Below are 13,415 nucleotides of genomic sequence, written 5' to 3'. Positions count from 1 at the left end.
GTCGTGGATGTCCTTGCCGGTCATGCCCGATGCCATGCCGGCGCCCATGATGGCGCCGATCGACGAGCCGGCAATCGCCACCGGTCTGATGCCCAACTCGTCCAGCGCCTCGATGACATGAATATGCGCCAGCCCGCGCGCGCCACCGCCGCCGAAGGCTATGCCGAAGCTAGGCGCCATGGTGCGCGGCTCCAGCCTCGTTTCTGGCCGGCGATGGAGACCGCCAATTGTTGAAGTTGGCGCCGCCCCTCACCTGCCTGCCGGCATCCTCTCCCCGTATAGTGACGGGGAGAAGGGTGCTGCCATCGCCGATTTCGCCAATCACCAAGGTTGCCAGGTGGGGGCCGAGGTTGCGGCCAACCCCCTTCTCCCCGTTACTATACGGGGAGAAGTGCCCGGCAGGGCGATGAGGGGCGGCGCCGGCGTCCGGAAAAGAGAAATGCGCGCCCGCTCTCATCCCTTGCCGGCTCCTGCCAGCTTCGGGCCGATGACCATGATGGTCGGCTCGGCGGTCAGCAGCTTCTTCGCCGCCGCCTTGACCTGATCGAGCGTCACCGCGTTGATGTAGCCGGCGCGGCGCTTCATGTAGTCGATGCCGAGATCGTCGAGCTGCAACTCGACCAGCGTCGAGGCGATGGCGCTGGACGAGTCCAGATTGTTGATGGCGTAGGCGCCGATCATGTATTTCTTGGTGGCCGCCAGCTCGGCTTCGGTCGGGCCTTGTTCGGCCAATTGCTTGACGACATCGCGGATGATGCCCAGCGTTTCGGACGCGCGGTCGGAGCGGGTGCCGGTGCTGACGATCAGCGCGCTGGCGTGGTCCTGGTTGATGAGCGAGGAGTTGACGCTGTAGGCCAGCCCGCGCTTCTCGCGCACCTCCTGGAACAGGCGCGAGGTGAAGGTGCCGCCGCCAAGAATCTCGTTCATCAGCACGGCGGGGAAGAAATCCGCCGCTTTGCGCTTCACGCCGGGAAAAGCGAGCTGCAGGGAGGTCTGCGGCAGGTCGTAATCGACCTCGATATGCTGCGCCAGCTTCGGGTCGATATCGGCCACTGGCCTCAGCGCCTGGTTTTGCGGCAGGTCGCCAAACACCATGTCGAGCTTCTTCTTCAGCGTCTCCGCTTCGATGGCGCCGACCACGGCGACACGCAGGCCGCCGCGCGCGAACACCGCTTTGTGCAAGGCATTGAGATCATCGCGCGTGATGGTGGCGATGCTTTCCTTGGTGCCCTGGTCGGAGCGGGAATAGGGATGATCGCCATAAAGCGCTCGCGCCCATTTGTTCTGCGCCACCGTGTCGGGATCGTTTTCGCCGGCGACGATGCCGGACAGGATCTGGGAGCGGATGCGGTCGATCGGCAGCTGGTCGAAGCGCGGCTCGTTGACCGCCAGCCGCAACAGGTCGAAGGCCTGGTCGCGCTGCTCGGCCAGCATGCGCATGGAGCCGTAGATGCCGTCGCGGCTCTCGTCGAAGCTCATCTCGGCGCCGGCATCGTCGAGCTTGATCTGGAAGTCTTCACTGTCGAGCGGGCCGGCGCCTTCGTCGAACAGGCCGGTCATCAGATTGGCCAGCCCTTCCTTGCCGACCGGATCCTGCGTCGAGCCGCCGCCGAAGACGAAGCGGATGGCAACGACCGGCACGGAATAGTCCTCGACCAGCCAAGCGGTGATGCCCTTTGGCGAGGTGACGGACTGGATCTCCATGGCCCGCGCGGTGAGTGCCGGCAGGACGAGGAAGAGGATGGAGAGAAGTAAAGTGATCAGCGGGGCGATGGCGCGGCTCGGGGTGGTCGTTCCAAACGAACAATTGTCGAAGTCGGCGCCGCCCCTCATCGCCCTGCCGGGTCCTTCTCCCCGTATAGTGACGGGGAGAAGGAGGCTGGCCGCAACCTCGGCGTCCGTCTTGCAACCATGGTGACTGGCGAAACCGGCGATGGCGGCGCCCCTCTCCCCGTCACTATACGGGGGGAGGATGCCGGCAGGCAGGTGAAGGGCAGCGCCAACGCTCGATCTCTTCATCAAATCAATTCCCCGCCTGTTGCTGCGGCAGCAAATAACCGGTGGTCGACCGGGCGAGCACGAGATAGCGCGCGGCGACGGCCTTGACCTCGTCTGTCGTGACCTTGCGGATGCGGTCCGTCCACTGCTGGACGTCCTGCACATTGCCGCCGGTGGCAAGCGTCGAGCCATAGATGTTGGCCATGGAATCCTGCTTGTCGCGGGCAAAGGTCATCGACCTGACATAGCGGTCCTTGGCCTTCTCCAGCTCCGATGGCGTGACGCCATCCTTGACGATGCGCACCACTTCGGCATCGACCGCCGCTTCGACGTCGGAGATTTTGGCATCCCCGCGCGGCGCGCCATAGACGGTGAAGTTGGTGTCGTCGAGCATGGTGCCCTGGAAAAAGGCGCCGGCGCTGGATGCGATACCTTGCTGGACGACGAGCGCCTGGTAGAGCCGGCTGCGATTGCCGCCGCCAAGGATCTCCGCCAAGAGGTCGAGCGCTTCCGCCTCGCCCGGCTTGCCGGTGTGATAGGACGGCACCACCCATTGGGTGGAAAAGCTCGGCACGCTGACGCGGGCATCGGCGAGCGTCACCGTGCGCTTGGTGTTCTGCTCCGGCTCGACCGGGCGGATGCGCGGCGGCAGATCGGGGCCGCGCGCCACCTTGCCATAGGTCTTTTCGGCCAGCGCCCGCACCGTGTCCGGTTCGACATCGCCGGCAACGATCAGCACCGCGTTGTTGGGCCGGTAATATTTGTCATAGAAGGCGACAGCGTCGGCGCGGTTCAGCTGCTGCATCTCCTGCATCCAGCCGATGACCGGGATGCGATAGGGCTGGTTCTGCCACAGCGTCGCATCGACCTCCTCGTCCAGCACGGCCTCGGGGCTGTTGTCGATGCGCGAGCGGCGCTCCTCGAGGATGACATCGCGCTCGGTCTTGATGACATCGTCGGTGAGTATGAGATTGCGCATGCGATCGGCCTCGAAGCTCATCATCAGCTCGAGTGCCGACGGTGCCACCGTCTCGTGGAAGGCGGTGTAGTCGTAGGAGGTGAAGGCGTTGTTGGAGCCGCCGATATCGGAGATGGCGCGGTCGAACTCGCCCGCCGCATGGTTGGTCGTCGCCTTGAACATCAGATGTTCGAAGAAATGCGCAATGCCGGATTTGCCGGGCGGCTCGTCGGCGCTGCCGATCTTGTACCAGACCATATGGGTGACGATCGGCGCACGGTGGTCGGGAATGACGACCACCTCCATGCCGTTGTCGAGCAGGAAATCCGTGACCTTGAACTCGGCCGGAACCGTGTTGGGCAAGACGGGGCTCTCGGCTAGCACCGGGCTGGTCATGACAAAAGCCAAAGAGGACGCCAACAGCATTCCGCGCAGCCATTCAATCCTGGATGTCATCAACGGCTCCGGTTCTGTCTGCAGACGATAGGCAAGGTACTGGCGACAAGCAAAGTTAATTGTTGGTCATTTTAGAGGCGGAGCTCGGTTCCTCGCCCCCGTGAAGCGGGGGAGAGGAACCGCCAATCGCGAAGGCGTATCAGGCCGCCTCGATAAAGCGGATGACGGTCTCGCCATAGTTGCGCTCGTCCAGCACGGAAAAGCCGGGGCCCGGCTCGAAGGGCGCCACTGCCGCCTCCTCGACCACGCACAGCGCGCCAGGGCGAAGCCAGCCGCCGGCTCTCGCCGACTGCAAGGCGCGCTCGCCAAGGCCCTTGCCATAGGGCGGGTCGGCAAAGACGAGGCCGAACGGCGCCAGCGTGCCCGCTTCGCCAAGGCCGGTGGCATCGCGGCGGAAGATCTTGGTGCGGCCGGTCAGGCCGAAGGCCTCGACATTGTCGCGGATCAGGCCACGGCCTTCGGCCGATTCCTCGATGAAGACGCCATAGGAGGCACCGCGCGACAGGGCTTCCAGCCCGAGCGCACCGGTGCCGGCGAACAGGTCGAGCACGCGCGCGCCGTCCAATTGCTCGGCAAAGCGATGCGCCAGCACGTTGAAGACCGCCTCGCGGGTGCGATCGGTCGTCGGCCGGATGGCGTCGCTGCGCGGCGTGGCCAGCGGACGCCCGCGAAACTCACCGCCGACGATCCGCATTACTTGCCCTTGGGGCCGCCGCGCGGCCGCTCACCGCGTGTGCTGGTCGGACGGTCGCCGCGCGGCTTGCCGAACGGCTTTGCGCCGGCCGGTTTGCCATAGGTCGGCTTGAACGATGCCTTTCGCGCCTTTGCTTCAGCCGCCTTGGCTGCGTCTGCATCGGCCCTGCCCTTGCCGATCGGCCGCGCGCCCGGTGCCATCCAGACATTGGCCTTGCGCTGGCCGGGCGGCTCGATCGGCCGCTGCTCGCGCTCGGACTTTTTCCCGCCGCCCGGCTTGCCGCCAAAAGCACCACGCGGCTTGTCGCCGAAGCTGCCGCGCGGTTTGTCGCCGAAACTGCCGCGTGGCTTGTCGCCGAAGCTGCGTTCGGGACGCGGGCCGCGTTCGCCAAAACTCTTCTCCGCGCTTCTGTCGGGGCTTGTCGACAGCTTGCCCAGAGCCTCGTCGCGGCTGCCTTCGCGGCGCTTGCGGTTCTTGATCAAACCGCCCTCGCCGATCGGGCGGCGCTCACCGTCGCGGGTGAATTTCGGCCGCTCCGGCTCCGGCTCGCGAACTTCCGTGCGCCGCACCGGCTTGTTGGAAAACGGCTTGGTGACATCGGCGTCGAAATTGGCGCCGGATTCCTCGACCAGGCGCTCGCCGAGTTGGTCACGCAGAACCCTGCCCTTGATCTCGAGCACATGGCCCTCGGCGAGGTCATCGAGTTGGAACGGCCCGTAGGAGATGCGGATCAGCCGCGTCACGTCGAGGCCGAGCGAGCCGAGAATGTTTCTGACTTCGCGGTTCTTGCCCTCGCGCAGGCCGATCGTCAGCCAGGCATTGGTGCCTTGCTCGCGGTCGAGCGTGGCTTCGATGGCACCGTAGAACACGCCGTCAACGGCAATGCCCTCGCGCAGGCCCGCAAGCGCGCTTTCCTCGACCTTGCCGTGGACGCGCACCCGGTAGCGGCGCAGCCAGCCGGTGGCCGGCAGTTCGAGCACGCGCGAGAGGCCGCCATCATTGGTGAGCAGCAGCAGGCCTTCGGTGTTGATGTCGAGCCGGCCGATGGTCATCAGCCGCGGCAATTCAGCCGGCAGCACGTCGAAGACGGTCTTGCGGCCCTCGGGATCGCGGTTGGTGGTGACGACGCCGGCCGGCTTGTGGAACAGGAACAGCCGCGTGCGCTCGATCGGCGGGATTTCCATGCCGTCGAGATGGATGATGTCATCAGGCATGACGTTGAAGGCCGGTGAAGTCAGGGCGCGGCCATTGACCTTGACGCGGCCGGCGGCGATCAGCTCCTCGGCATCGCGGCGCGAGGCCAGGCCGGCGCGGGCCAACCGCTTGGCGATGCGCTCGCCTGCCTCTTCCGCGCCCTCGGCGGGACGCGGGCGTGGCTTGAAGCTGCCGTCTGACGCGCCTTGCGGCCGATCGTTGAAATCCCGCTTCGGGCGATCGCCGAAATCGCGCTTGGGGCGGTCGGCGAAGTCACGCTTCGGTCGATCGCCGCCGTCGCGCGGCGCGCGGTCACTGAAATCACGCGTGGGACGGTCGAAACGCTTTTCGCCGCCCGCTGCCGCCGCAGCCGGTCGGTCGCCCCGCGGTGCATAGGGTTTGCGCGGTCCTTCGCGCTTTTCATAGGGCTTGCGCTCGCCTTCGGCGGCCATTGGCCGGTCGCCACGGGGCGCATAAGGCTTGCGCGGCCCTTCGCGCTTTTCATAGGGCTTGCGCTCGCCTTCGGCGGCCACCGGGCGATCGCCACGCGGTGCGTAGGGTTTGCGCGGTCCTTCGCGCTTCTCATAGGGCTTGCGCTCGCCTTCGGCCGCCATTGGCCGGTCGCCGCGTGGCGCATAGGGCTTGCGTGGTCCTTCGCGCTTCTCAAAAGGCTTGCCTTCGGGACGCGGGCCTTTGCTGAAAGGCTTGTCCCCGCCCTTGAAATCGCGCTTCGGCCGCTCGCCATCGGCAGCCATCGGCCGATCGCCACGCGGTGCGTAAGGTTTCTTGGCGCCAAAGGACGGCTTGCCGCCCTTGCCCGCGGCGCCATCACGGCTGCGCGGTCCCGCGGCTTTCGGCCCACTCTTGGCCGGACCCTTCCTGGGTCGGAATTTCTTGTCGTTGTCGTCCATGTGGCCTTTATCCGTTTGCGCTGCTACAGCGTGGCGCATCCTTTCGGGCGCGCAACGAACGCTGTAGCACTTTTGATGTGGCGCATGATCATTTTCGAAAACCGAGTCCCGATTTTCGAGGTCCTGCGCTCAATAACAGGATCACTGGAGTTTGTCAGGGAAAAGTGGAGACCGGTTTTTCCAAAAAGACAAACGAAAATCAAAAGCCTGGAGCAAGTGCGGTTCATTCGAAACGAACTTGCTCCGTCAGGTGGCGAGGAGATAATCGGAGTGGAAATCGCGTGAAGCGGCCCGATTTCATGGCGCTGGCGCTGAAGGAGGCCGAGGCTGCCGCCTTGCGAGGCGAAGTGCCGGTCGGCGCCGTCATCGCCAATGGCGCTGGTGTTGTCGCCAGCGCCGGCAACCGCACACGCGAACTTGCCGACCCGACCGCGCATGCCGAGATGCTGGTCATCCGCGAAGCTTGCCGCAAACTGTCGGCCGAGCGGCTGACCGGCCATGATCTCTATGTGACGCTGGAACCTTGCGCCATGTGCGCCGGCGCCATTTCCTTCGCCCGGCTGCGCCGGCTTTATTTCGGCGCCGCCGACGACAAGGGCGGTGCCGTGGTCAATGGCGTACGTTTTTTCGCCTCGCCGACCTGCCACCACGCGCCCGACATCTATCCGGGCATGGGCGAGACCGAAGCGGGTCTATTGCTCAAGGAATTTTTCCGGAAACGGCGCGGCTGAACCGGGCGCAACGCCCGGCGACACAACGTGGTGTTCTTACAGAGACGGCATCCAGTCGAACCAACCGCTGCCCTTCTTGCCTTCCGCCTCTTTCTTGAGGCGGCGTTCCTTCTTGTACTCGTCCTCGCCAAGCTGATCTTGCGGCGCCGTGCCGGCCGCGACACGATACTGCACTGGAGGCTCGCTCAGATATTTGCGGGTGTTCGGATCGCCCTGCTTGCTGTCGGCAAGGCGGCGCTGGATCTCGGCGGCACGGCCCTTGTCGGAATCGGCCGGTGTCCATGCCGGCGGGTGGCTCGACCCCGACTCCGCCATCGCCCTCTTGACCGAGGCCGGGTCCGTCTGCACGTCGTCGATGATCTCCGACTGATAGGCCGGGTCGTTCTGATGGGCGGTCGCGTCGGCGCGCAAGCGGGCGCGGCGCTGCTCAGGCGATTCGGGCCATTCGGCGCTCGCCGTCTCGATGCTGTCCTGCGGGGCCGGCAGCGCTTCCTTCTGGCCTGGCGCCGGCTTCACGAGCGTCGGACGCGGCTTGTAGTCGATCTGTTCCTTGCGCTTCGGCGCGAATGAAAAGGCGCCCGAAATATCGCCGGCCAGCTGTTCGCCGGCGGTCTTGTCGGTGCCGTAGGTCGGAGAGCCCATGCAGCCGGACAAAGCGAGGCCCGACGCGACAAGCGGCGCCAGCAGCGCCAAGCGCGCATTATATCTCTCGGTCATGCCAAAAAGTCCCACTCTAGACAGCCTCTCGATTGCCACCAGCCTTGTGGCCGGTCCCCATCGTCCAAGCACTTGCGACGGAAATCCGGCGACAATTTGTCTTCCGGAGTTTCGCGTGTTTACCTCAACCACTCGTTAAGGGCAACGCGCGGGCGGTTTTCGCCCGCCCGGCGTGGCATTTGTGCACCGATCCAGCCGACTAACCGCTAAAGCCGGCCAAGCGCCTTCAATTCATGCAGCACCGCCGCATCCCTGGCCGAAACATCCGGGAATTCCGGATCCTGGCCGACATCGGCGGTGTAGCGCCAGGAGCGTGCACATTTTAACAGGCCACGATCCTCGGCCTTCTCGACCACCACGGCGACACCCTTGACGTCGTCGATCGCGAAGGCACCAGCCGGTGCCTCGCCATGAGCGATGACCAGATCGCTGGTGATCGCCATCTCGGCCATGTCGACATCTGAAATCGCGGCTTCGAGCGCTGCGTCGTTGATTGTGACGACCGGCACCGCTTCCAGCGACGATCCGATCACCTTCTGGGCGCGCGCGATCTCCAGCGCACCGGTGACGACGCGCCGCACCTGCCGCACCTGGCGCCACTTTTCCGCCAGCGCCTCGTTCTTCCAGTCCGCCGGGATTTGCGGGAACTGGTCGAGATGCACCGAGACGGCGTCGGGATGACGGTCAAGCCAGGCCTCCTCCATGGTGAAAGGCAGCATCGGCGCCAGCCATTTTACCAGGCAGTCGAAGAGATGGCGCACCACCTGCACCGAAGCCTTGCGCTTCAGGCTCGACGGCGCGTCGCAGTAGAGCGCGTCCTTGCGGATGTCGAAATAGAACGCCGACAGCTCGACCACCATGAAATCGAGCAGCATGCGGGTGATGCGCTTGAATTCGAAGGCGTCGTAGCCCGAGCGCACGACCTCATCGAGTTCGGCCAGCCGGTGCAGCATCAGCCGCTCCAGCTCCGGCATCTTCTCCAGCGGCACCTCTTCGCCATCGTCATGGGCAAGCGTACCCAGCATCCAGCGGATGGTGTTGCGCAGCTTGCGGTAGGCGTCGATGTTGGTCTGCAGCACGTTCTTGCCGAGCCGCTGGTCCTCCCAGTAGTCGGTCGTCACCACCCACAGACGCAGTATATCGGCGCCCGACTGCTTGATGACGTCCTGCGGCACCACGGTGTTGCCCAGCGACTTCGACATCTTGCGGCCATCCTCGTCCATGGTGAAACCATGGGTGACGACGGTGTCGTAAGGCGCCCTGCCCCTGGTGCCGCAGCTTTCCAGCAGCGACGAATGGAACCAGCCGCGATGCTGGTCGGAGCCTTCGAGATAGACGTCGGCCGGCCATTTCAGGTCAGGACGATCTTCCAGCGTGAAGGCGTGCGTCGAGCCCGAATCGAACCAGACGTCGAGGATGTCCATCACCTGCTTCCACTTCGAAGCGTCGTGATTGCCAAGGAAACGCTCCTTGGCATCAGCCGCGAACCAGGCGTCGGCGCCCTCCTGCTCGAAGGCGTCCATGATGCGCTGGTTGACCGCTTCGTCCTTCAGCACATTGCCGTCGGCATCGGCGAAGACGGCGATCGGCACGCCCCAGGCGCGCTGGCGCGACAGCACCCAGTCCGGCCGCTCCTCGATCATGGCGCGGATGCGGTTCTGGCCGGCGGCGGGCACGAAGCGGGTGTCGTCGATGGCCTTGAGCGCCCGGCTGCGCAGTGTCGAGCCGTCGCCGAGGTCCTTGTCCATGTAGACGAACCACTGCGGCGTGTTGCGAAAGATGATCGGTTTCTTGGACCGCCAGGAGTGAGGGTAGCTGTGCTTCAGCCGGCCGCGCGCGAACAGCGCGTTGCGCTTGATCAGCTCGTCGATGACGGCCTGGTTGGCGTTGCCCTTCTTGCCGTTGTCGTCGATGACACGCGCCGGTCCACCCTCCCGGTCGGGGCCGAAACCCGGCGCGTCCTTGGTGAAGAAACCGCCGTCGTCGACGGTGAACGGGATGGCGGGATCGATGCCGCGTGCGCGCAGATCCACCGCCGCATCCATCCAGGCGTCAAAGTCCTCGCGGCCGTGGCCGGGCGCGGTGTGGACGAAGCCGGTGCCGGCATCGTCGGTGACGTGGTCGCCGGCGAGCATCGGAACGGCAAAGTCGTAGCCGCCGCAAAAACCCTTGAGCGGATGCGAAAGCGTAAGGCTTCCAAGCTCTTGCGCCGAAACGCTGCGGAGACGATTCAAGGTGACCTTGGCCTTGACCGAGGAGTCTTCGGCCAGCGCATCGGCAAAGATCAGTTTTTCACCCGGCTGCGGGCCGAATGCGTTCTCGGCTGCCGTGACCTCATAGAGGCCATAGTTGATGCGCGGCGAATAGTTGACGGCACGGTTGCCGGGGATCGTCCATGGCGTCGTCGTCCAGATGACGACATGTGCCTGCAGCAGATCGAGTGCGCCCTCCGTCAGCTTGGTCTCGCCATCGACAGGGCGGGCCAAGCTGGCCACCGGAAACTTCGCCCAGATCGTGTCGCTCTCATAGTCGTGGTACTCGATCTCGGCCTCGGCCAGCGCCGTACGCTCGACCACGCTCCACATTACCGGCTTGGAGCCGCGATAGAGCTGGCCCGACATGGCGAATTTCAAAAGCTCGCCGGCGATGCGCGACTCGGCATGGAAGGCCATCGTCGTATAGGGATTCTCGAAATCGCCGATGACGCCGAGGCGCTGGAACTCGGCCCCCTGCACAGCGATCCAACCCGCGGCGAACTCACGGCATTCCTTGCGGAATTCGTTGACCGGCACCTCGTCCTTGTTCTTGCCCTTGGCGCGGTACTGCTCCTCGATCTTCCACTCGATCGGCAGGCCGTGGCAGTCCCAGCCGGGCACATAGTTCGAGTCGTAGCCGCGCATCTGGAACGAGCGGGTGATGACATCCTTGAGGATCTTGTTCAGCGCGTGGCCGATATGGATGTTGCCGTTGGCGTAGGGTGGCCCGTCATGCAGAACGTATTTCGTGCGGCCGGCAGCGCTCTCGCGCAGCTTGCGGTAGAGATCCATGTCCTGCCAGCGCTTGACCAGCAGCGGCTCCTTCTCCGGCAAGCCGGCACGCATCGGGAAATCCGTCTGCGGCAGGTAAAGCGTCTTGGAATAGTCGATCGTTTCAGTTGTATCGGTCATTGGTCTGCCATTTGCATTGCCCGGCGGGCGTACAAGCTCGGGCGTGAACTATCATGTTATGGAAAAAGCGCGAGGGGGCGCGCAGAAACTCCCGGCGGCTCCGGCGGCGCTCAGGCCACCCGGAACACCGGGCCTGTAATTCGTATCGCGATCGCGAAAAGGCGCGAAAAGCTGGTCATGGCTGGGCTTTTAGCCGAAGCCACGGCAGGAATAAAGCGTCTCGTTCGATTCACTTACATCGTGAAATCGAAGCGGTAGGTGGTCGACACGCCAATCATGAACTGGTTGCGGTCGCCGCGCTCCTTGACCAGGCTGGAATCGGCCGCCGGTCCCATCAGGCGCGAATATTCGCCAAACAGGCTGGCGGTCATCGGCTCGGTCACCTTCCAGGTTATGGCGCCGCCGAGGCCGGTCGACTTCAGCCCGCCACCGGGATGGTATTCGCTCAGACCGGAAGCCACGGCTTCCTGCGCGTTGACGCCGTAATAGGCGTCGAAATAATTGCCTGACGCAAAGGAAACACGCGGGCCGCCCGAAATCCTGACGGTCGGCGTCACATCGTAAAAGGCGTCGGCGGCGATGTCGGCGACAAAGCCGTTGTGAGCGCGAATGCCGTGGCGCAGCTCGGCGCGGGCGCGCAGCCAGTCGGTCGGATAGAATTCGAAGAAGCCGCCGACTTCCCCGCCCCAGCGCACCGGATCGAGGCCCTTCAGCTCATCGGCGTTGTCATCATCGCGGGAAAACAGGAACTTGCCGGTCAGGCCGGCACGGACACCGCCATCGTCGACCAGCGCCAGCGAGATGTTGTCGTTGCGCGAGACAAAGCGGGCAGCAGGTCCGGCCTTGCCCAGCGAAATGATCGGCGAGGCGCTGAGCAGGTACTTTTTGCCGCCCTCGAAATTCGGCGCCACCATGCCGGTGGCACCTACGGTCAGATACCAGTCGCCGGACAGCCAGCTGCCCTCGCCCGCATTGGCAGCGCCCGTCCCACCCAGCACCGCGGCGGCCAACACAAGAGAGATTCTTCCGACCGAACTCATGGCCACTCCACTAACACAACGCATATGATTGCCGATGACAGCTTTGACGGCCGTTTGGTAAAATTTGATTTAAACCCGAGACATATGCTCGCGCTTTGCCGAGATCCCGCTGCCGGTCATCGGCTGGACGTTGGCTCGCGCCCGGATTACCTTCCATCCGCAGTATTCCGCAGCCCTCGATGGAGACCGCGACAATGACCCTGCATGGCGATGCCTTAAAAATCGGGATCGAACAGACACGGACAAAATGGGGATGGTTTGTCGCACTCGGTGTGCTGCTGCTCATCTTCGGCGGCATTGCCTTCGCCAATCTGTTCGTCGCCACGGTGGCTTCCGTCTACGTCGTGGGATGGCTGATGCTGATGGCGGGTATCATCGAGATCGTGCACGCGTTCGGCGTCAAGACCTGGAGCCGCTTCTTCTACTGGCTGCTCAGCGGACTGCTGTACGCCGTTGCCGGCTTCTTCGCTTTCGGCAATCCGTTGCTTGCCTCGGCGGTGCTGACGTTCCTGCTGGCGATCGCGCTGGTCGCGTCAGGGGTGCTCAGGGCCTGGGTCGGCTACAGCCATCGGCCGGAACGCGGCTGGGGCTGGATCGTCGCCGCCGGTGTCATCAGCGCGCTTGCGGGCCTGATCATCGCCATGGGCTGGCCGGTCAACAGCCTGTGGGTGCTCGGTCTGTTCCTTGCGATCGACCTGATCTTCCAGGGCTGGACCTTCATCGCCGTCGGTCTGGCGCTGAAAAAGTAACCGGGATAACGCCTGGACTCAAAAAGCCATGGCCGCGTCGAGATCGGAGAGCGGCTTGACGCCGGCAAGCAGCGCGCGTGCCTCGGCTTCATCGCGCTTCATCTGCGCGACCAGCGCATCGAGCCCTTCGAACTTCACCTCCGGGCGCAGGAAACCGAAGAAGGAAACCTGACAGACCTCGCCATAGAGGTCTTCGGAGAAGTCGAAGACGAAGGTTTCCAGCAGCGGTGCGCCATTGTCGTCGACCGTCGGGCGACGGCCGAAGCTGGCGACACCGTCGTGGAGCGTGCCGTCGGCGCGGCGGAAGCGGACGGCATAAATGCCCTCCTTGAGTGCGGCTTCCGCCGACAGCCTCATATTCGCGGTTGGAAAGCCAAGGGTGCGGCCAAGCTGCTGTCCGCCGACCACCTCGCTTTCGACGGTGAAGCGGTAGCCGAGCAGACCGGCGGCTTCAGCCACTTCGCCCTCGCCCAGCAATCCGCGGATGCGGCTGGACGACACCACCTCGGCGCCCTCGTCCCGGAAGGCGTCGACGAGCGTGACGCCGAAGCCGTGACGCTCACCCGCCGCCATCAGGTAGGCCGGGCCGCCTTGACGATCCTTGCCGAAGTGGAAATCGAACCCGGTCACGGCGTGGGTAATGCCAAGGTTCGTTTCCAGCACATCCGTCACGAACGCTTCCGCCGACAGCGAGGCGAAGTCGCGCGTGAACGGCTGCTCGACCAGCGCGGCAAAGCCCAGCAGCGACAGGAGCCGCGCCTTCATCGGCGGCGGCGTCAGCACGAACAACGGGATATCAG

The 13,415-nt window shown here is 64.6% G+C and carries 11 protein-coding genes; 2 read left to right on the top strand and 9 right to left on the bottom strand.

The features are described 5' to 3' along the window. The 5 genes from EOD15_RS15360 to EOD15_RS15330 all read right to left on the bottom strand — a co-directional run. The coding region (locus tag EOD15_RS15360; RefSeq protein ID WP_185929004.1) for a patatin-like phospholipase family protein at window positions 1-180 on the bottom strand (180 nt) is incomplete at its 3' end. Window positions 181-453: 273 nt separating this feature from the next. Continuing rightward, on the bottom strand, window positions 454-1,833 hold the full coding sequence (locus tag EOD15_RS15350; RefSeq protein WP_245463679.1) for a pitrilysin family protein: 1,380 nt from the start codon (window positions 1,831-1,833) through the stop codon (window positions 454-456). 190 nt (window positions 1,834-2,023) lie between these two features. Next, window positions 2,024-3,412, bottom strand: a complete 1,389-nt coding sequence (locus tag EOD15_RS15340) for a pitrilysin family protein (RefSeq protein ID WP_127408604.1) — start codon at window positions 3,410-3,412, stop codon at window positions 2,024-2,026. Between the two features lie 139 nt (window positions 3,413-3,551). Next, window positions 3,552-4,106, bottom strand: coding sequence for a 16S rRNA (guanine(966)-N(2))-methyltransferase RsmD (gene rsmD, locus EOD15_RS15335; RefSeq protein WP_127322668.1), 555 nt, complete (start codon window positions 4,104-4,106; stop codon window positions 3,552-3,554). Continuing rightward, a complete protein-coding gene (locus EOD15_RS15330; protein ID WP_127322669.1) occupies window positions 4,106-6,211 on the bottom strand; it encodes a pseudouridine synthase in 2,106 nt (701 codons plus the stop codon). Before EOD15_RS15330 ends, rsmD begins: the two co-directional genes overlap by 1 nt. Before the next feature lie 281 nt (window positions 6,212-6,492). Here EOD15_RS15330 and EOD15_RS15325 point away from each other — a divergent pair, with 281 nt between their 5' ends. Beyond that, window positions 6,493-6,942, top strand: a complete 450-nt coding sequence (locus tag EOD15_RS15325) for a nucleoside deaminase (RefSeq protein WP_127408603.1) — start codon at window positions 6,493-6,495, stop codon at window positions 6,940-6,942. A 36-nt stretch (window positions 6,943-6,978) separates the two neighbouring features. Here EOD15_RS15325 and EOD15_RS15320 read toward each other — a convergent pair whose 3' ends face one another. From EOD15_RS15320 to EOD15_RS15310, 3 genes are all read right to left on the bottom strand, one after another. After that, on the bottom strand, window positions 6,979-7,659 hold the full coding sequence (locus EOD15_RS15320; protein WP_127271160.1) for a hypothetical protein: 681 nt from the start codon (window positions 7,657-7,659) through the stop codon (window positions 6,979-6,981). A 206-nt stretch (window positions 7,660-7,865) separates the two neighbouring features. After that, window positions 7,866-10,826 (bottom strand): isoleucine--tRNA ligase, encoded by a 2,961-nt coding sequence (gene ileS / locus EOD15_RS15315; RefSeq protein WP_127322309.1) that lies wholly within the window; start codon window positions 10,824-10,826, stop codon window positions 7,866-7,868. Between the two features lie 233 nt (window positions 10,827-11,059). Continuing rightward, entirely contained in the window at window positions 11,060-11,866 is an 807-nt protein-coding gene (locus tag EOD15_RS15310; RefSeq protein ID WP_127408602.1) for a MipA/OmpV family protein, read from the bottom strand. Window positions 11,867-12,060: 194 nt separating this feature from the next. Here EOD15_RS15310 and EOD15_RS15305 point away from each other — a divergent pair, with 194 nt between their 5' ends. Then, complete coding sequence (locus EOD15_RS15305; RefSeq protein WP_127322683.1) at window positions 12,061-12,615, top strand: HdeD family acid-resistance protein; 555 nt, start codon at window positions 12,061-12,063, stop codon at window positions 12,613-12,615. An 18-nt stretch (window positions 12,616-12,633) separates the two neighbouring features. Here the strand turns inward: EOD15_RS15305 and EOD15_RS15300 are convergent. Next, window positions 12,634-13,415, bottom strand: a 782-nt coding sequence (locus EOD15_RS15300) for a bifunctional riboflavin kinase/FAD synthetase (RefSeq protein ID WP_127408601.1), incomplete at its 5' end; no start/stop codon positions are given.

Origin of the sequence: Mesorhizobium sp. M7A.T.Ca.US.000.02.2.1, assembly GCF_003996995.1 — a bacterium.
Lineage (GTDB): Bacteria > Pseudomonadota > Alphaproteobacteria > Rhizobiales > Rhizobiaceae > Mesorhizobium.
Note: the sequence above shows the minus strand (reverse complement) of the source record. Positions and strands in the feature narration are given on the sequence as shown.